This is a genomic window from Duganella sp. 1411, from assembly GCF_017833525.1.
Taxonomy (GTDB): Bacteria; Pseudomonadota; Gammaproteobacteria; order Burkholderiales; family Burkholderiaceae_D; genus Rugamonas.
The window spans coordinates 181,169-199,087 of record NZ_JAFICD010000002.1 but is presented as its reverse complement, the minus strand read 5'-3'; the positions used below and the strand labels follow the sequence as shown (position 1 = coordinate 199,087).

At 65.3% G+C, this 17,919-nt stretch carries 16 protein-coding genes; 11 read left to right on the top strand and 5 right to left on the bottom strand.

Features of this window, described 5'->3' with window-relative positions; all coding sequences use genetic code 11:
• Positions 1-37: 37 nt before the first annotated feature.
• From JOD97_RS12560 to JOD97_RS12540, 5 genes are all read left to right on the top strand, one after another.
• Positions 38-934, top strand: a complete 897-nt coding sequence (locus tag JOD97_RS12560; protein WP_209717863.1) for an SPFH domain-containing protein — start codon at positions 38-40, stop codon at positions 932-934.
• 12 nt (positions 935-946) lie between these two features.
• On the top strand, positions 947-1,138 hold the full coding sequence (locus tag JOD97_RS12555; RefSeq protein WP_209717861.1) for a hypothetical protein: 192 nt from the start codon (positions 947-949) through the stop codon (positions 1,136-1,138).
• A 349-nt stretch (positions 1,139-1,487) separates the two neighbouring features.
• A complete protein-coding gene (locus JOD97_RS12550; protein WP_209717859.1) occupies positions 1,488-1,979 on the top strand; it encodes a type VI secretion system tube protein Hcp in 492 nt (163 codons plus the stop codon).
• 132 nt (positions 1,980-2,111) lie between these two features.
• A complete protein-coding gene (locus JOD97_RS12545) occupies positions 2,112-2,450 on the top strand; it encodes a hypothetical protein (RefSeq protein ID WP_209717856.1) in 339 nt (112 codons plus the stop codon).
• Positions 2,451-2,468: 18 nt separating this feature from the next.
• A complete protein-coding gene (locus JOD97_RS12540) occupies positions 2,469-2,852 on the top strand; it encodes a hypothetical protein (protein ID WP_229264421.1) in 384 nt (127 codons plus the stop codon).
• A 189-nt stretch (positions 2,853-3,041) separates the two neighbouring features.
• Here JOD97_RS12540 and JOD97_RS12535 read toward each other — a convergent pair whose 3' ends face one another.
• Positions 3,042-5,069 carry a methyl-accepting chemotaxis protein gene (locus JOD97_RS12535; protein WP_209717853.1) on the bottom strand — a complete coding sequence of 676 codons (2,028 nt, stop codon included), beginning with the start codon at positions 5,067-5,069 and terminating at the stop codon, positions 3,042-3,044.
• A gap of 483 nt (positions 5,070-5,552) precedes the next feature.
• Here JOD97_RS12535 and JOD97_RS12530 point away from each other — a divergent pair, with 483 nt between their 5' ends.
• From JOD97_RS12530 to JOD97_RS12520, 3 genes are all read left to right on the top strand, one after another.
• Entirely contained in the window at positions 5,553-7,808 is a 2,256-nt protein-coding gene (locus JOD97_RS12530; protein ID WP_209717850.1) for a carboxy terminal-processing peptidase, read from the top strand.
• A gap of 308 nt (positions 7,809-8,116) precedes the next feature.
• Positions 8,117-9,016: a phosphatidate cytidylyltransferase gene (locus JOD97_RS12525; protein WP_209717847.1), complete on the top strand. Its 900-nt coding sequence runs from the start codon at positions 8,117-8,119 to the stop codon at positions 9,014-9,016.
• Positions 9,013-10,806, top strand: coding sequence for a bifunctional alpha/beta hydrolase/class I SAM-dependent methyltransferase (locus JOD97_RS12520; RefSeq protein WP_209717844.1), 1,794 nt, complete (start codon positions 9,013-9,015; stop codon positions 10,804-10,806). Before JOD97_RS12525 ends, JOD97_RS12520 begins: the two co-directional genes overlap by 4 nt.
• Here the strand turns inward: JOD97_RS12520 and JOD97_RS12515 are convergent.
• On the bottom strand, positions 10,757-11,374 hold the full coding sequence (locus JOD97_RS12515) for a CDP-alcohol phosphatidyltransferase family protein (protein ID WP_209717840.1): 618 nt from the start codon (positions 11,372-11,374) through the stop codon (positions 10,757-10,759). The genes JOD97_RS12520 and JOD97_RS12515 overlap by 50 nt on opposite strands.
• Positions 11,371-12,630: a phosphatase PAP2 family protein gene (locus tag JOD97_RS12510; RefSeq protein WP_209717836.1), complete on the bottom strand. Its 1,260-nt coding sequence runs from the start codon at positions 12,628-12,630 to the stop codon at positions 11,371-11,373. Before JOD97_RS12510 ends, JOD97_RS12515 begins: the two co-directional genes overlap by 4 nt.
• A gap of 89 nt (positions 12,631-12,719) precedes the next feature.
• Between JOD97_RS12510 and JOD97_RS12505 the strand changes: the two genes are divergently transcribed.
• From JOD97_RS12505 to JOD97_RS12495, 3 genes are all read left to right on the top strand, one after another.
• Complete coding sequence (locus JOD97_RS12505) at positions 12,720-13,778, top strand: patatin-like phospholipase family protein (protein WP_229264420.1); 1,059 nt, start codon at positions 12,720-12,722, stop codon at positions 13,776-13,778.
• Positions 13,775-14,518 carry an SDR family oxidoreductase gene (locus JOD97_RS12500; RefSeq protein WP_209717831.1) on the top strand — a complete coding sequence of 248 codons (744 nt, stop codon included), beginning with the start codon at positions 13,775-13,777 and terminating at the stop codon, positions 14,516-14,518. Before JOD97_RS12505 ends, JOD97_RS12500 begins: the two co-directional genes overlap by 4 nt.
• Before the next feature lie 68 nt (positions 14,519-14,586).
• On the top strand, positions 14,587-16,728 hold the full coding sequence (locus JOD97_RS12495; protein WP_373999844.1) for a gluconolaconase: 2,142 nt from the start codon (positions 14,587-14,589) through the stop codon (positions 16,726-16,728).
• A 144-nt stretch (positions 16,729-16,872) separates the two neighbouring features.
• Here the strand turns inward: JOD97_RS12495 and JOD97_RS12490 are convergent, their stop codons facing one another.
• A complete protein-coding gene (locus tag JOD97_RS12490; protein ID WP_209717826.1) occupies positions 16,873-17,091 on the bottom strand; it encodes a hypothetical protein in 219 nt (72 codons plus the stop codon).
• 8 nt (positions 17,092-17,099) lie between these two features.
• Positions 17,100-17,525, bottom strand: a complete 426-nt coding sequence (locus JOD97_RS12485) for a hypothetical protein (RefSeq protein WP_209717823.1) — start codon at positions 17,523-17,525, stop codon at positions 17,100-17,102.
• Between the last annotated feature and the right edge of the window lie 394 nt (positions 17,526-17,919).

Below are 17,919 nucleotides of genomic sequence, written 5' to 3'. Positions count from 1 at the left end.
ATCACTTTGATGTCGTTCACCTAAGGAGCAATCGAGCATGAATGCTGCACACACCCGCCGCGAAATGGCGTTTTCTTCCACGAATGGCTATCTGGGCGCCGTTGCCGGCCTGGTCCTGCTGCTGGGCGCCGCGTACGTCGTTAAGATGGGGCTGGACGATGGCGGCGCGCTTTCCCGCCTCGTGTTCGGGCTGGTATTGGGGCTGGTCGGCATGCTTTGCCTGATGGGGCTGTACATGCTGCAACCGAACGAAAGCGCGATCCTCACCTTGTTCGGCAGGTACATCGGCACCGACCGCAGCGAAGGCCTGCGCTGGGCGCTCCCGTTTTACGTCAAGCGGCGCTTGTCGTTGCGGGCGCGAAATTTCAACGCGCCCACGCTGAAGGTCAACGACAAGCGCGGCAACCCGGTGGAGATCAGCGCGGCGGTGGTCTGGCGCGTGCGCGACACCGCCCAGGCCGTGTTTGAGGTCGACGATTTCGAGCGTTATGTGTCGATCCAGGCCGAGGCCGCGCTGCGCCATCTGGCGTCGCAATACGCCTACGACGAGGGGGAAGATCTGCCCGAGGGCGAAACCACGCTGCGCGGCGGCATGGACGTGGTGGCCGACGCCCTCAAATGCGAGTTGCAGGCGCGCTTCGAGGCGGCCGGCGTGGAGGCGGTCGACGCGAAGCTGACCCATCTGGCATATGCTTCCGAGATCGCCCAGGTCATGCTGCGGCGTCAGCAGGCCGAGGCGATCATCAGCGCCCGCGCCAAGATCGTGCACGGCGCCGTCAGCATGGTGGAGTCGGCGTTGAAGGGGCTGTCGGAGCGTGGCATCGTCGAGCTGGACGACGAGCGCAAGGCCGCGATGGTCAGCAACTTGCTGGTGGTGCTGTGTTCGGACAAGGAAACCCAGCCGATCGTCAACACGGGCACCCTTTACAACTAGCGGCCGAAGAGCATGGCGAGTCCTGGTAAAAAAGCCTATCCGTTGCGGATCGACCCGGCGCTGTGGGACGAGCTGCAGCGGCTGGCCGCGCGCGACTTGCGCAGCGTGAACGCGGAAATAGAATTCCTGCTGAGGGAGGGTTTGGCGCGGCGCGGTGTCAAGATCAAGGACGGCGGCGGCAAGGGCGACGGCGGGGAGGATTAAGCGTTCATCCAAACCACGTAACCACGTAACCACGTAACCACGTAGGGCGGATTAGGCGGCACGCCGTAATCCGCCATCTTTGAGCCGCTGGCGGTGCATGCATTGGCGGATTACGCTGCGCTAATCCGCCCTACGTGATTCCGGTGGATGCTGGCGTTGGCGGCATTATCGTCGGCATGCCCGAAAAAAGCCGCTACACCTTGCACGACGGCGGCCTTATCAGTTTGCACCAGTTGATACTCTTCAAACGATGGTGTCTGAAACCGCATTTGCTTGATCAAACCCAACGTCTCTCGGTCGGATACGCCAACACTTGCTCGGGTATTCCCTCAACTTTTTTGGAGATATCATGGCGATCGACGTATACCTGCAAATCGACGGCATCAAGGGCGAATCGACCGACTCTGCCCACATGGGATGGATCGAGCTTACATCTGCCCAGTGGGGTGTTACTCAGCCTAAAAGCGCTACAGCGTCGACCGGTGGTGGGCACACGGCTGAGAGGTGTGAGCACGAGAGCGTTTCCATAACCAAACTTGCGGATTTGTCCTCGCCAATTCTGATGCAGACCTGTTCATCAGGTCGAACTATTCCCAAAGCTCGACTGGAATTCATGCGCGCCGATGGACAAGGGGAGCGTGTGAAATACTATGAGGTAGAGCTCGAGAATGTGTTAATTGGTAATATCAGCCAAGTGGTGCATGGCGGCGATATCTTGCATGATTCCATTGGATTGAAATATTCCAAGATCAGGTGGAAATACAGTCAACAGAAAATCGGCGGCGGAGCTGGTGGTAACACCTCCGGCGGCTGGGATCTATCCACCAACCGGATTGCGTAGGACGCCTATCATGCTTGAAACCCAACCCAAGGATTCACGCGGATACTTCGTTCTCCCGCAAGCCCCAGAGGACGCGGGATATTACGTCTATGGCACGCCGGGCGACGGCGCTGCTCAGTACGCCAATCCCGTATGATTACCCTCATCCTGGCAGTGGAACGAAGATGGGCTGCTACCGAGAATCGCAAATTCGGTGTCGGAAACATTAGCTTGGCCGATGGCGTCAAGTTCGATCATGCGTCCCATTTGACTGGACTGGAGGTGGATATCCGTCCGATCCGGAAAGACGGGCGCCATGTTCCAGTTACTTATCTAGAGGATGCCTATGACCGGGACGCGACCTCCAAGCTGATCAATCTGTTTCGCTTCAATATGCCTGGCCAGTTGAAGATCTTTTTCAATGACACCAAGATCCCCGTCGTGTTTCCGCTAAAGAAGCATGACAATCATTTCCACGTCCAATTCAACTAATTTGCGTAGGAGGGCGGCATGAAAAAGCATCTTGCAATTTTTGTGGTGGCATCTTCGCTGTTTTTGTTGGCATATGCCGGCACCGGAAAGCCTTGGGATGGCAGGTACACATCATACAAGGGCAACTACCTGATTTATTCAAACGACCTGGACGAGAAGCAGCCGCCGACGCGACGGGATAGCAAGATGGCGTTTATGGTGGAAGGACAGATGGCGCGGGAGATGTTCGAGGTCATTGGTCCCGACCTGAAGCAAGCCTGCGGCGCTTCGTCCCGCCTGCGGATCAGGGAGAAGGGCGACGTGGAATGCACTTACGACTTGGATGCGCCATCGTCGCCGTACACCTGCCGTTTTGGACTCAATCTCGCCACCGGCAAGAGCATCCCTGGTTCCACTTGCTGAAGCGTTCATCTAAACCACGTAGGGCGGATTAGGCGGCACGCCGTAATCCGCCATCTTTGAGCCGTTGGCGGCGCATGCATTGGCGGATTACGCTGCGCTAATCCGCCCTACGTGATTCCGATCGACGCTTGCGTTAGCGGCGTTATTGTCGGGTACGCCTGCAAAAAAAGTCGTTTCGACGCGGCGGCGTTAGTTCAGCGCCAGGTATTCGCGCTTGTCGTGGCCCAGGGCGGGCGCGCCGTGGCCGCTGCCCAGATTGAAAATGCGCACCACCTGCTCGAGCTCGTGCGCCTGGTCCTGCAGCGCGTGGGCGGCGGCGGCCGCTTCCTCGACCAGCGCGGCGTTCTGCTGCGTGACCTGGTCCATCTGGGCGATCGCTTCGTGCACCTGGCCGATGCCGGCGCGCTGCTCTTCGCTGGCGCTGCTGATCTCGGCCATGATGTCGGTCACGCGGCGCACGCTGTCGACCACTTCCTGCATCGTCGTGCCGGCCTGCTCGACCTGGCGGCTGCCGACGTCGACCTTGCTGACGGAGTCGTCGATCAGCGCCTTGATTTCCTTGGCGGCGGTGGCCGAGCGCTGCGCCAGGCTGCGCACTTCCGACGCCACGACCGCGAAGCCACGTCCCTGTTCGCCGGCGCGCGCCGCTTCGACGGCCGCGTTCAGCGCCAGGATGTTGGTCTGGAAGGCGATGCCGTCAATCACCGAGATGATGTCGACGATCTTGCGCGACGACTGGTTGATCGAACCCATGGTGTCGACCACCTGCGCGACCACCTCGCCGCCCTTGGCGGCGATGCCCGAGGCGGCCAGCGCCATCTGGTTGGCCTGGGCGGCGTTGTCGGCGTTCTGCTTGACGGCGCTGCTGAGCTGCTCCATCGACGCCGCCGTCTCTTCCAGGCTCGAGGCCTGTTCCTCGGTGCGCGACGACAGGTCCAGGTTGCCACTGGCGATCTCGCCCGAGGCGGAGGTGATCTGTTCGGCGCCGGTGCGCACCTGGCCCACCACGGTCGACAGGTTGCTGCTGATGCCGTTCAACGCGCGCAGCACCAGGCCGATCTCGTCCTTGTTGTCGATCTCCAGGTGCACGTCCAGGTCGCCCTGGGCGATGCGGGTGGCGGCCTGCTCGGCGCGCGCCAGCGGACGCGACACCACCGAGCGCACCAGCAGGAACAGCACGCCGGCGAACACCAGCAGCGCGGCCAGGCCCAGCGCGGCGTAACGGTTGCGCAGCGCCGCCGCCTCGTGGGTGATCTCCTCGGTGTAGGTGCCGCCGACGATGAGCCAGTTCCAATCCTTGAAGGTCTTGAATTCCACCATTTTTTCGCGCAGCTCCTTGCCGTCGGCGTCGGGCCAGTCGTACGTCATGCTGCCTTGTTTGGCGGCCAGCATGTCCTGGATGAACAGGCGGCCGTCGGGGGTCTTGCGCTCGAACAGGTTCTCGCCCTCGCGCGTGCGGTGGATCAGCATCGTGCCCTGGGCCTTGCCCGGCGCGGCGTTCAGCACGTAGATGTAACCGGTCTGGCCGATGGTGATGGCCTTGATTTTTTCCTTGAGCATGGTCATGTTCTTGGAGATGTCGAGGCCGATGAACAGCACGCCGATGACCTTGCCGCCGGCGTCCTTGATCGGGTCGTACTGGGTGATGTACTGCTTGCCGAACAAGGTGGCCAGGCCGATGTAGCTGTTGCCGGCGCGCAGGGGGGCGTAGCTCAGGTGGGCGTGGTCGAGCTGGGTGCCGACGGCCCGTTCGCCATTTTCCTTTTTCAGCGAGGTGCTCACGCGCACGAATTCCTCGCCGTCGGCGGCGAAGATGGTGGCGATGACGCCCGTTTCGGCGGTGAACTTGTCGGGGATGGCGAAGTCCATGTTCAGCGTCTTGCCGTTGTGCAGCAGCGATGGCGTGGCCTTGCCGCCGATGTCGACCTTGGTGGCCGGGTCGAGCGAGAACTTGCCCTCGCCAAAGCCGGCGGCGAACAGGCGGGCGAAGCTGGACGCTTCGTTGGTCATGGCGTTGTTGAACACTTCGACGGTGTTGCTGATGCCGTTGAGGGAGTTGGCGACGTTGGACTTGGCGCGGTCCTTGAGCATGGCCGAGGTGCTCATGTTAATCAGGCTTAACAGGACAGCCAGGATCACGCTGATCAGCGCGAAAGTGAAAACGGTAATCTTGGTGCCCACACCCCAGTTGCGGGTATTCATAGTAAATGTGCTCATGGATCTCTAGAGAAAAAGTCTTGCTGTGTTATATAGGCGCCCGGAAGCGGGCATGCTCCGGAGGAGCGCCTGCGTGAGACGGCGTCGAACTAAAGCGCCTCACCAGTTGGAGGCGTGCGGGCGGCGCCGGGGAAAACAGGGCGCGCCGATAAACAAAATGTGCTGGACAGAATGATAGCAGAATTTTGCTGCAAAGCAATATAAATTTGCGTTCCGCCAGATTTTTCCTTTTGCAAAACAATGACTTAAATAGAATATTTGCAATGCACGCAACGCCGGCGCGGCAGCGCGCCCCGTGGTTATTGTCGGGTGGAAATCGATTTTCAGTTACTCTTAAGCTTGGGCGGGGAAACTCGGATGTCACGATGCCGCGCCGCGGCTGCTATCCTGTAGAATAAAATCGTGCGTTTTGCAGCACCCGCGCGACCGCATTACCGAATTGCGTCACCGATAAATAGATTATTACGTTCCGGAGTTAAGCCGATGAAGAAGCAAATGCTGTTGGTGGCCGTGTTAGCGGCCCTGTCAGTCCAGGCCGGCGCAGCCGCGCCGGAAAAAGCGGCAGAGACCCCACTCAAGCCCCAGGTGGGCCAGGCCCAGGCGGCCGTCTGGGCCTCGCGCGTGCTGGGCAGGTTACATTACAAGGCCGTGCCGCTGGACGACGCCATGTCCGAAAAGATCTTCGACCGTTACTTCAAGTCGCTCGATTCGGAAAAACTGTTCTTCACCCAGGCCGACATCGACCAGTACGCGATCGTGCGCACCCGCCTCGACGACGCCATCAACGGCGAAAACCTCAGCGTGCCGTTCGCCATCTTCAACCTGTACCAGCAGCGCCTGGGCGAGCGCATCGCCTACGCGCGCGAGCTGGTCAAGACCAGCAAGTTCGAGTTCAACTCCGACGAGAGCTACCAGTACGACCGCGAAAAGGCCGAGTGGACCAAGAGCGACGCCGAGGTCAAGGACCTGTGGCGCAAGCGCGTCAAGAACGAATGGCTGCGCCTCAAGCTGGCCGGCAAGGACGACAAGAGCATCCGCGAGACGCTCGACAAGCGCTATGAGAACTACCTGATCCCGTCGCGCAAGCCGACCAACGAGGACGTGTTCCAGATCTTCATGAACGCCTACGCGATGTCGATCGAGCCGCACACCAACTACCTGGGCCCGCGCGCGGCCGAGAACTTCGACATCGCCATGCGCCTGTCGCTCGAGGGCATCGGCTGCGTGCTGCAAAGCCGCGACGACTACACGGTGGTGCGCGAAGTGGTGCCGGGCAGCCCGGCCGGCCTGTCGGGCAAGATCAAGGTGGGCGACAAGATCGTCGCCGTCGGCAAGGACGACAAGGCGCCGCTGACCGAGGTGCTCGGCTGGCGCCTGGACGACGTCGTCGCGCTGATCCGCGGTCCCAAGGATTCGACCGTCAAGCTCGAGATCATCCCGGCCGACGCCGGCCCGGACGGCAAGCACGCGTTCGTGTCGCTGGTGCGCCAGAAGATCAGCATGGAAGAGCAGTCGGCCAAGAAGACCATCTACGAGGTCAAGGACGGCAACGCCAAGCGCCGCGTCGGCGTGATCTCGCTGCCGACGTTCTACCAGGACTTCGACGCGCGCCGCAAGGGCGACAAGGACTTCAAGAGCGCCACGCGCGACGTGGCCCGCCTGCTGGGCGAGCTGAAGAAGGAAAAGGTCGACAACGTGCTGATCGACCTGCGCAACAACGGCGGCGGCTCGCTCAACGAGGCGGTCGAGCTCACCGGCCTGTTTATCGACAAGGGGCCGGTGGTGCAGCAGCGCAGCGCCGACAACAAGATCGAGGTGGAAAACGACACCAACGCCGGCATGGCGTGGGACGGCCCGATGGGCGTGCTGATCAACCGTGGCTCGGCCTCGGCGTCGGAGATCTTCGCGGCGGCGATCCAGGACTACGGCCGCGGCATCATCATCGGCGAGCCCAGCTTCGGCAAGGGCACGGTGCAGACGCTGTTCGGCCTGGACCGCTTCTCGCAGAGCGAAAAGATCAAGTTCGGCGAGTTGAAGTTCACGGTGGCGCAATTCTTCCGCATCAACGGCGGCACCACGCAGCTGCGCGGGGTCACGCCGGACATCAAGCTGCCGACGATGTCCGATTCCGACAGCTTCGGCGAGTCGAGCTACGACAACGCCTTGCCATGGACCTCGATCAAGCCGGCGATCTACATCCCGGCCGGCGAGCTCAAGGAAATCGTGCCGATGCTCGACAAAAAGCATGACGCGCGCGTGGCCAAGGACAAGGACTTCCAGTACCTGGCCGAGGACATCGCGCTGGTCAAGAAGCAGCGCAAGGAGAACTCGATTTCGCTGAACGAAACGGTGCGCCGCAAGGAGCGCGAGCAGCAGGAAGCGCGCGCCAAGCTGCGCGAGGCGCGCCTGCTGGCCAACACGCCGGGCGCGGACGACCCGATCCTGGTGCCGGACCCGCGGGACGCGCTGAACAAGGCGATCTCGGCCAAGCCGGCCAGCGGCAAGGCGGCGACGGTGCCGAAGGTGGCGGCGGTCAAGGGCGCGCTGCGCAGCGACGACGGCCTGCAGGGCGCCGAGCGCTCGCTGGCGGCCGAGCTGGAAGCGGAAAAAGCGGCCAAGGCGGCCAAGGACGTGCTGCTGAACGAAGCGGTGCACATCCTGTCGGACGAGGTCAGCTTGCTCAAGACCGACACGCGCATGGCATCGCGCGTGCTGCCGTACGCGGCGGACCTGAAGTAACTCCGGGGTCAGGTCCACCATTTCTACACGGGCTGATCCTTGTGGGCCGCTGGCGGCGCTTTGGCGGATTACGGCGTGCCGCCTAATCCGCCCTACGTGGAGCGGTAGCTGTCTGATTATTGCTGTATGGATACATGTTATGCCTTTGGTGAATATCCACCATTCTGAAGATAAATTGGATATATATAGGACCCTCAGGCATCATTCTTCTGTCTCCTCTATTCTCCTCCAAGGAAATAGATTTAGCCCGCTCTCGTAGCGGGCTTTTTTTTAGGCATATAATTGCAAACTCATTAACTGAGGTAATTATGCAATTTATATTGGCCTCGCTCGGCACGGAGATGCTGATCTCGCTGGCGATGCTGTACCTGCTGCTGGGTATGGCCTCGCTCAGTGTCGGTTGGACCCTGCGCGCCAGACCGCAAAGCCAGCTGCGGTTGCAGGTCAATTCCTGGTGGTTGATCTTTCCCGTGCTGACGCTGAGCCTGCTGCTGCATCCGGTCGGCACCGTGCTGCTGGTGCTGACCATCGGCGTGCTGGCCCTGCGCGAGCTGATGCCGTTCGGCGGACCGCGCTTCGGCGCGCTGGCGGCCATCGTGCTGGCCGCCGTCATCATGGCGACCTATTTGCGGCCCCGCGCCTTCGACGTGCTGATGCCGTTGGCGCTGGCGATCCAGGCGCTGCTGTATTGGCGCCACCGCGCGCCCCACATGCTGGCCTGGCTGTTGTGGCTGACCTTGTGCTACAGCTGCGGTTTCCTGATCCACTACGATACCTTGCCGCTGGATGCCCGCCAACGCCTGTCGTGGCTGTTTTACCTGTACGCGCTGACGGCGCTCAACGACGTCGCCCAATTTATCAGTGGCACGGTCTTCGGCCGGCACCGCATCGCACCCGGCATCAGCCCGAACAAGACATGGCAGGGGCTGGCCGGCGGCGTGGCCGTCACCCTTGTGCTGTCGCTGGCGCTGGGACGCTACCTGCAATTGGCCGACGCGCGCCACCTGGCGCTGTACGCCGTGCTGCTGGCGGTCGGCGGTTTTTGCGGCGACATGATGTTTTCGGCCGCCAAGCGCGCGTATGGCGTGAAGGATTTTTCCCAGCTGATACCGGGCCACGGCGGCATCCTCGACCGCGTGGACAGCCTGGTGGTCACCGCGCCCCTGTTGTACTTCCTGATCACCCACCTCAACGAAAGTCACCCATGAAAGCTGAACGTTCATTGGCATGGAACGCGAGCGAGTCCGGTTTCGCTTGCGATGACGGCACCCGGCTGTTTTACCGGACATGGCAACCGGCCGCCCCGCGCCACGACAGCCCGCGCCGGGCGCTGGTGTTCCTGCACCGCGGCCACGAGCATTCCGGCCGCGTCTGGCCGCTGGTCGAGCAGTTCGGCTTCACGGGGGACTGGGCGTTCGCCTGGGACGCGCGCGGCCACGGCCATTCGCCCGGCGAGCGCGGCGACGCCCCCGGCTTCGACACGCTGGTCGCCGACTTCGACGCCTTCATCCGCCACATCGTCGCCACCCACGGCATCGACATCGAGAACATCTTGGTCGTGGCCAACAGCGTCGGCGCGGTGATCGCGGCGACCTGGCTGCACGATTACGCCCCGCGCGTGCGCGGCGTCATCATGGCGGCGGCCGCGTTCGAGATCAAACTGTACGTGCCGCTGGCCAAGCCGGCGCTGCGTTTCGCGCGCCGCTTCAAGCCGGAACTGTTCGTCACCAGCTACATCCGGCCGGGCATGCTGACCCATTCGCCGCAGGAAGCGGCCGCCTACGCCGCCGATCCGCTGATCGCCAAGGCGATCTCGGCCCGCGTGCTGCTGGGCTTGGCGGACACGGCCAAACGCATCGTCGAGGACGCCGCCGCCATCGATACGCCGGTGCTGATGCTGGCCGCCGGCAAGGATTTCGTCGTGAAGGAGGGCCCGCAGCAACGCTTCTACGAGCGGTTGAGTTCGCCGCTGAAGCGCTACGTGCGCCTGCCCGACGCCTTCCACGCGCTGTTCTACGAGCAGGACACGTCGGTGGCGCTGGATGAAAGCCGGCGCTTCGTCGAGGACTGCTACGCGCGCGCGCCGACCGCCGCGTCGCACTACCTGGCTGCCGACCGTGACAGCCACAGCGCACGCCGCTATGCCGCGCTCCAGGCCGGCGAAAGCTGCGGCGCGCTGACCAAGGCGTGGTTCGGCCTGCAGCGCGTGATGCTCGGGATGATGGGACCGGTCAGCGACGGCATGAAGATCGGCCTGCGGCACGGTTTCGATTCGGGCGCCTCGCTCGACTACGTCTACCGCAACCAGGAGGGCGGCCGTTTCGTGTTCGGCAAGATCATGGACCGGGGCTACCTCGACGCCGTCGGCTGGCGTGGCATCCGCCAGCGCAAACGCCAGTTGCAACAGCTGCTCGAGCAGCGCATCGCCGCCCACCAGGGCGACGCGCCGCTGCGCATCCTCGACGTCGCCGCCGGCTCCGGCCGCTACGTGCTGGAGACCGTGAAGCGCTTCCAGGACAAAAACATCGAGGTCACGTTGCGCGACTTCACCCAGCACAACCTCGACCAGGCGCGCGCGCTGGCCGGGCAGCTGCAACTGAACGCCAAGGTCGACTACCAGCTGCGCGACGCTTTCAGCCCGGACAGCTACCGCGCCGCCGAGGGGCTGTACGACATCGCGGTGGTCTCCGGCCTGTACGAGCTATTCAGCGACAACGCGCCGGTGGCCGCGTCCCTGCAAGGCATCGCCGGCGTGCTGCGCGACGGCGGTTATTTGATCTACACCGGCCAGCCGTGGCATCCGCAACTGGACATGATCGCGCTGACCTTGACCAGCCATCGCGGCACGCCGTGGCTGATGCGCCCGCGTCCGCAGGCCGAGATGGACGCGCTGGTGGCCGGCGCCGGCTACCGCAAGGTCGCCACCAGCATCGGGCTGGAGGGGATCTTCACGGTGTCGCTGGCGCGCAAGCCCGCAGCGCCTGCCGCAGCCGGTTGACGACCGTCCACGCCGACAGCACGGCCACCAGCGCCGCCACGCCGTGCAGCAGCGGCGCGGCGGCGTCGAAGCCGATCAGCAGCCCGAGCAGGCCGAACCAGAAGGCGCGGTCGCTCTTGCCCATCGGACCGTCGAAACGGCGCGCCGCGCCCACGCTCAGCGCCAGCACGCCCGCGAACTCGGCCAGCAGTCCGCCCACCACCGCCAGCAGCACCAGCGCCGGCGCCACGCCGGCCGCCAGCATGAACGGCAGGTAGAGCGCGGCGTCGGACACCTGGTCGCAAATCTCGTTGAGCAGCGTGCCGAGGCGGGTCTTTTGTCCGGTGGCGTTGGCCAGCATGCCGTCGATGGCGTTGAGCGCCATGCGCAGCAGCAGGAAGGCGGCCAGGCCGATCCACAGCCCGGCACAGCGCGGCTGCCAGGCCAGCGCCGCGCCGTAGACGACCGACAGCAGCATCGTCGCCACGGTGATCTGGTTGGGCGAGACGCGCAGGCGCACCAGCGCGCGCATCAGCGGTTGCAGCAAGCGCTGGAATTGTGGTTTCAACTGGTAGATCGAAAAACTCATTGCTGGCTGTACTCCTGATAAAGTTGGGCGATTTCGCGGCTGCGCCGGTAGCCCATGGCGCAGTGCAGGTAGACGGGACGGCCTTCGCGCGCGCAGGCGGCGATGGCCTCGACGATGGGGCGGGCCGACTGCGGGGTGGGCGTGTCCAGGTCCAGCAGCGGGAAGTGGCGGTAGTCGTGCGCGCGCAGCGCCGGCGTTTCGCTCAACTCGTTGGCCAGATCGATGACGACGCACCCGGCCGGCAAGCGCGCGGCCTCGGCGTCGGTCAGGCGGCGGCCCACCCACAATCGGCCGCCGTGGTGGATGAAGGGCGGGCGGCCGCGTTCGCGCAGCCGCACCAGTTGCCACGTCAGCCGGTAGCCGGCCAGATACGGCGCGTACAGCAGCCAGATCCAGAAAGGATGGCCGCCGCCGCGTTTGCGCAGGAAGCCGGCCGAGCGGCTGCGATAGGCGTGCGCCACCAGCAGCAGGCTGGCGCACAGGTAAAGCCACCATGCGCCGCCGAGCGCGAACCAGGCCAGCAGCGCCAAGCCCGCGAGTACGGCGTAGCAAAGGCTGACGGGCTTGCGGGTGTCGTCGGCGGACGGCACCGGCAGCAAGCGGATCGCGAGCGCGCCGAGCAGCGCTCCGGCGGCGACATCGAGCGCGTGGTGCTGGTAGGTGAATACCGTGCTGACGGCCACCAGCAGCAGCCAGCCGGCCAGCGCCGCGCGTTGCCACGCCGCGCGCGCGACCGTGCGCAGGGCCGGCCAGAAAATCACGCAATAGGCCACATGCAGCGACGGCAGCTGGTTGTAGGGCCGGTCCACCAGCGACAATTGCGCGAACAGCCAGGCGGGCAGGGCGGCGTCCACCGTCGGCCGGGTCAGCGCGAAGCGCAGCGGAAAGGCGGCGAAGACCAGGCAGGCGACGATGGTGGCGAAGGCCACGCGCCGGCCCAGCGCGGACAGTTCGCCGCGTCCGCGCACCAGCAGGAAACTGAGCGCGAACAACAGGCCCGAGGTCATGTACGGCACCACCATCCACGGCACGAAGGGCACGGCCGCTTCCCAAGCCATGGCCACGGCGCCGCCGTCGGATTGCTGCGCCCGCAAGTGGCCGAGGTAGTTGGTTGCCGGATAGCAGATGCCGAACAGCGCCGCGTTGAGCGCCAAGCGCATCCAGCGATCGCCGGCCGCCACGCCGTCGCGCGCGGCCGTTCCGGCGCCTGACGGCTGATCGCGCGCGCACGTGCCGGGGGCGGGCTGGCGATACATTGCTGAAGTGTCCTTGTTAATAACTATGTAATTGATGCATTATGTCACGCATGACGCGAGCTGAGCGATACCCCAAATATGAACGCTGCATGGTGCTGGCCGGCGGCGGTTTCCGCTTCGGCTATTACCTTGGCATGCACGCGGCGGCCGTCGACGCCGGCCGCGCGCCCGATCTGCTGCTGGCCACGTGCGGCGGCGCCGTCGCCGGCGCCATCATCGCCGGCTTGCCCGACACGGCGGCGCGCAAGGCCTGGCTCGGCTCGCGGCGGATGTATGAGTTCCTCGGCGACCTGCGCTCCAGCGAGCGCGCCACGCCCGCCAGCGCGCTGTTCAACGTGGCGCGGCGGCGCCTGGGCGGCGGCCGCGCCGCTTATCTGCCGGACCTCTTCAACGACTATCTGTTTGAGCTGCCCGAGCGGTTGCCGCTGCCCGAGGGGGGCGCCGGGCATGGCCCGGCGCTGGCCATCATCGGCGGCAAGCTGCTGTTCGGGCCGGACGAAACGGGGCGGCCGCGTGGCGGGCGTGCGATCTACAGCGTGACCTTGTTTTGCGACGAGCGCACCGCCGCGCTGGCGGCCGGGCTGCCGTCGGCGATCGGCGCGGACGGCTGGAGCGACGCCGTCACGCCCGATCTGCTGGTCGACACCGCGATGCCGGTGGCCGATGCCGCCCGCATTTCCATCGCCGACATGGTGTACTTCCGCTGCCAGACGGCGCGCGGCGCCGACTACACCGGCGGGGTGATCGACCTGTTCCCGGTGGAGCTGGCGCGCGGCCTGGCGCGGCACGTCACCATGGAAATGAAAGAAGCCTACGACGAGCTGCTGGCCATACCGGCCTTGCGTTCCGTCTTCGGTTTCGACGGCAACCGGCGGCTGCGCCACGTGCACGCGCAGCCGGTGGATGTGTGGGTGGATACCTCCGACGTCCGGCGCGCCTTGAAAGGCCGCGGCGTGCGCAAGCGCGTCGATTGGCGGCGCAACCGCGTCAGGCTGGTGGCGCCGGCCAGCTACGAGCGCTACGTGGCCGATGTCGACGCGCTGTGGCACTACGGCTATCAGCGCGCGCAAGAGGCGTACGCGCTGGCGGCGCAGGGCCGCCGGCCGGCGATGCGCAACAGCACCCGGCTTAACGAGGCGCGGCGATGACGGTCCGGCGGGTGATGATCATCGGCGGCACCAGCGGCATCGGCCTCGGGTTGGCGCGGCATTATGCGCAGCAGGGCGCGCGCGTGGCCATCTGCGGACGCCATCCGGACAAGGTCGCCGGCCTGCCGCTGATGCGGGATGGCCGCGTCACCGCGCACGCCTGCGATATCGCCGACCGCGCCGGGGTGGCGGCGGTGATCGGCGATTTCGCCGCCGGCGGACTGGATCTGCTGATCGTCAGCGCGGGCCATTACACCGACGCGGCGGCGATCGCGCGCGATCCGGCGGCCACGTTGCCGGTGTTGCGCGTCAATGTGGGCGGATTGGAGCATGCCTTCAGCGCCGCCGCCGAGGCGATGATCGCGCGCGGGCAGGGGCATCTGGTCGCGGTGGCCTCGATCGCCGGCTTGCAGCGGGACTATCCGGGCGGCTCCGTCTACAGCGCCAGCAAGCGCGCCGCCATCGCCATCTGCGACGCCTACCGCAAGGCGCTGGCGCCGTTTTCGATCGCCGTGACGGTGATCGTGCCGGGCTACGTCGACACGGCCCGCCTGCGCGAGTTGAACGGGGGTGACGCCGGCGGCAAACCGTTCCTGATGCCGGAGGACGAGGCGGTGCGGCGCATGGCCGCCGCCATCGCCAGGCGCGACGAGCGCTATGTGTTCCCGTGGCAGATGCGGGCGCTGGTGTCGCTGTTTAATGTGTTGCCGTTGGCGCTCAGGCGTCTGCGCAAGAAATAAAGATGCTATCAAAAGATGCTCAATTGCAATAATATGATGTCTAGTCAGTCAACCTCAAGCGTGGTGTCGTGTCTCCAACTCAATTCAAATTAATTCTTGCGGCGCTGGCGCTGGGCGGCGCGGCCGTCGGCGGTGGCGTTGCCTATCTGATGGTCAAGCCGTCGGCGGACAAGGGCGGCGCCGCCGCCACCGCCGTTGCGCAGGGCACGCAGCGGCAGTGGAGCGCGCGCGTCAGCACCGTCGCCGGCGACGGCTTGCCGGGCATGGGCAACGGCGCCGCACGCCGCACCCGTTTCGCCGACCCGTTCGGCGTCGTGCTCGACAAGGCCGGCAATCTGTACGTCGCCGATGGCGGCGATAACAACAACATCCGCAAGATCGGCGTGGACGGCGTCAGCACCACGCTGGCCGGGGCGGTCGAGGGCTACGCCGAGGGGCCCGGCACGGCGGCGTCGTTCAACACCCCGTCCGGCCTGGCGATCGACGCCGCCGGCAACCTGTACGTGGCCGACACCGGCAACAACGCCATCCGCAAGATCGCGCCCGACGGCACGGTGTCGACCTTGGCCGGCGACGGCCTGGCCGGCGCCGCCGATGGCCGGGGCGCGGCGGCGCGCTTCAACGGCCCGATCGGCGTGGCGGTCGACGCGGCCGGCGTCGTGTACGTGAGCGATACCTACAACGACAGCATCCGCCGGATCGCGCCCGGCGGCGACGTCACCACCATCGCCGGCGGACGCCGCGCCGGCAAGGCCGACGGCGCGGCGGCGCAGGCGCAGTTCTCCGCGCCCACCGGGCTGGCGCTGGCCGCCAACGGCGACCTCTACATCGCCGACACCGGCAACCACGCGATCCGCAAGCTCGGCAAGGACGGCGTCGTCAGCACCATCGCCGAGGCCGAGGACGACGACCAGGCATCGCTGCTGCGCTCGCCTGTCGCCTTGGCGCTGACGGCCGACGGCTATCTCTACCTGGCCAGCAACTCGCATGGCCGCCTGGCGCAGATCACGCCGGCCGGCGAGGTGCTGCCGCTGCCCGACGCCGACCATGGCGCCGAGCCGGGCTACGGTTCCGACGGCGGCGTGCGCCTGTACGCGCCGCGCGGCATCGCGGTGGCCAGGGATGGCTCGCTGTTCGTGACCGATGGCGCCACGTATCGCCTGCACCACGTGGCGCCGGCGGTGGCGGGCTCGACGGCCCCGGACGAGCCGGCGGCGCCCGTGCCGGCCCACGGCGCGACCATGCTGTGGCCGGTCAAGCCGCAGGACAGGGCGCACGAGGTGGTCGGGCTGATGGGCGAGGTGCGCGGCGACTTCAAAGGCGAGAGCCGCCACCATTTCCACGCCGGGCTGGACGTGCAGGCGGCCATCGGCACGCCGGTGCTGGCGGTCGCCGCCGGCAAGGTCACCGATCCGCGCGCCACGTGGGGCTACGGCGAGCTGTCGGAGGGCATGGCGCTCAACGGCTTGCATTACATCCATATGCGCGTGGGGCGCGACGGCCGCGACAAGGCCGTCGATCCGCGCTTCCAGGTGGTGAAGGACGACAAGGGCGTGCCCGATGCGGTGCGCGTCAAGCGCGGCACGCGGTTCGCCGTTGGCGAGACGCTGGGCACGGTCAACCGCATGGCGCACGTGCATCTGGACTACAAGCCGAACGGCGACGCGCTCAATCCGTTGAGCCTGCCGTTTATCGATCTGGAGGACACCATCGCGCCCAAGATCCAGGGCATTACGTTGCGCGACGCCGCCGGCAAGCAGCTCAAGGAGGTGGTCGAGGGGCGGGTGCTGGTGCGGCGCAGCCTGGGTGATGTGCAGATCGTGGTGGACGCGTTCGATCAGATGAACGGCGTGCAGGCGCGCCGACGGCTGGGGCTGTTCAAGCTGGGCTACCAATTGCTCAACGCGGACGGCGAGGTTATTCCCGGCATGGAGCAGCCGGTCATCACGCAGCTGTACGACAGGATTCCGCGCAACCGCGAGGCGGTCAAGTACGCGTACATGGAGGGCAGCGGCATCACGGTGCACGGCAACGCCGAGACGCGCTTTGCCTATGCGATCAACAATCGGCTGATGCATGGCAAGCTCACGCCGGGCGCGTGGCAGGTCGGCAAGCTCGGTGCAGGCAATTACACGCTGCGCATCACAGCCGAGGATTACGCGGGCAACGCCGCCGTCAAGGGGCGGGACCTGGCGATCACGATCGACTGATGCGCTGATCACGGCCGATGAAAAATCGCGCTCACGGCTGATAAATTCTGAACCACGTAGGGCGGATTAGCGAAGCGTAATCCGCCATGCACGCGTTTCGACGGCTCACGTAATGGCCGATTACGGCGTTCCGCCTAATCCGCCCTACGTGTCGCCCCGACGGTTCCGCCCGTGTAGAATTGGTGGACCTGACCCCGGAGTTTGGCGCAGGCGGCGGCGCAGGCGGTAGTTGTCGGCCGCCAGCGCGATCAGCGCGATCGTCGAGAGCGCTCCCAGCGCTTGCGCGCCCAGGTAATGCCAGAACGCCCACGCGCCGCCGGCGCACACCAGCGCCGTCAGGATCAGCAGCAGGTCGTCTTTCATCTTCGCGCTCATCGCTGCATCGCTGCGTGTTTGTGCGCCGACCTGCCGGCCACCTTCGGCCGGTAAATGCCCGGCGCGCGGTACAACTCCGCCGCCAGCCACGGCCGATGCAGGTGATGCACCCGCGCATACCACAACACGTCCGCCACGCTGGCGCCTCCGGACAGCGTACGCCCCGTCGCCACCGCCAGGCTGCCGATACACGCGCCGACATAAAAGGCGGCCGACAACGTGCCGATCATCCCCAGCTTTTCCAGCCGCGTGCCGGCGCCGATCAGCTCGGCGATGGTGATCCGCTGGCCGAACTTGTCGATGCTGGCGAGTAGCACGGTGACAGTCGTCACGGCGCTTTGCACATTGCCGAACAGGCTGTCCGGCGCGGGCAGGCCCAACGCCTCCATGTTCTCCTTGAAATACCTGTGGAAATCCGACATCGCCCCCTCCTCATTGCTGTTCTTGTCAACTTGATCTCGCTGTCGCCAGCATACGGCGCGCCGCCGCGATCCGTTTGACGCGCGTCATCGGGCGCACGTTTGCGCTTTGGCGTTGACAAAAAAAGTTAATCGGAATATATTTTCTGCAGGAATTGGAATCGTTTCCAAATCTATCCAGAAATAGTGTCCGGGCGCCGATCCGGACCGGCAAGGAGACTGTAGTGACTAGCAAAACGCCTCGTCGCGAAGGCGCCCCCACGTCCGTTTTTTGGCGGGGTGGCGCCGCGTTCGTTCTCCCTCGCCGCAACGCAAGCGCCGACACCGACCGTGCCGGCATGGAGCGGGCCGGAGCTGTGTCCGGTTCGCATTTGAGGCAGTATCGCTACGAGGAGTC

Excerpts from the sequence above, each read along its gene's own strand:
- JOD97_RS12560 (WP_209717863.1), top strand. The coding sequence starts at position 38 with ATGAATGCTGCACACACCCGCCGCGAAATGGCGTTTTCTTCCACGAAT.
- JOD97_RS12555 (WP_209717861.1), top strand. The coding sequence starts at position 947 with ATGGCGAGTCCTGGTAAAAAAGCCTATCCGTTGCGGATCGACCCGGCG.
- JOD97_RS12550 (WP_209717859.1), top strand. The coding sequence starts at position 1,488 with ATGGCGATCGACGTATACCTGCAAATCGACGGCATCAAGGGCGAATCG.
- JOD97_RS12545 (WP_209717856.1), top strand. The coding sequence starts at position 2,112 with ATGATTACCCTCATCCTGGCAGTGGAACGAAGATGGGCTGCTACCGAG.
- JOD97_RS12540 (WP_229264421.1), top strand. The coding sequence starts at position 2,469 with ATGAAAAAGCATCTTGCAATTTTTGTGGTGGCATCTTCGCTGTTTTTG.
- JOD97_RS12535 (WP_209717853.1), bottom strand. The coding sequence starts at position 5,069 with ATGAGCACATTTACTATGAATACCCGCAACTGGGGTGTGGGCACCAAG.
- JOD97_RS12530 (WP_209717850.1), top strand. The coding sequence starts at position 5,553 with ATGAAGAAGCAAATGCTGTTGGTGGCCGTGTTAGCGGCCCTGTCAGTC.
- JOD97_RS12525 (WP_209717847.1), top strand. The coding sequence starts at position 8,117 with ATGCAATTTATATTGGCCTCGCTCGGCACGGAGATGCTGATCTCGCTG.
- JOD97_RS12520 (WP_209717844.1), top strand. The coding sequence starts at position 9,013 with ATGAAAGCTGAACGTTCATTGGCATGGAACGCGAGCGAGTCCGGTTTC.
- JOD97_RS12515 (WP_209717840.1), bottom strand. The coding sequence starts at position 11,374 with ATGAGTTTTTCGATCTACCAGTTGAAACCACAATTCCAGCGCTTGCTG.
- JOD97_RS12510 (WP_209717836.1), bottom strand. The coding sequence starts at position 12,630 with ATGTATCGCCAGCCCGCCCCCGGCACGTGCGCGCGCGATCAGCCGTCA.
- JOD97_RS12505 (WP_229264420.1), top strand. The coding sequence starts at position 12,720 with ATGGTGCTGGCCGGCGGCGGTTTCCGCTTCGGCTATTACCTTGGCATG.
- JOD97_RS12500 (WP_209717831.1), top strand. The coding sequence starts at position 13,775 with ATGACGGTCCGGCGGGTGATGATCATCGGCGGCACCAGCGGCATCGGC.
- JOD97_RS12490 (WP_209717826.1), bottom strand. The coding sequence starts at position 17,091 with ATGAAAGACGACCTGCTGCTGATCCTGACGGCGCTGGTGTGCGCCGGC.
- JOD97_RS12485 (WP_209717823.1), bottom strand. The coding sequence starts at position 17,525 with ATGTCGGATTTCCACAGGTATTTCAAGGAGAACATGGAGGCGTTGGGC.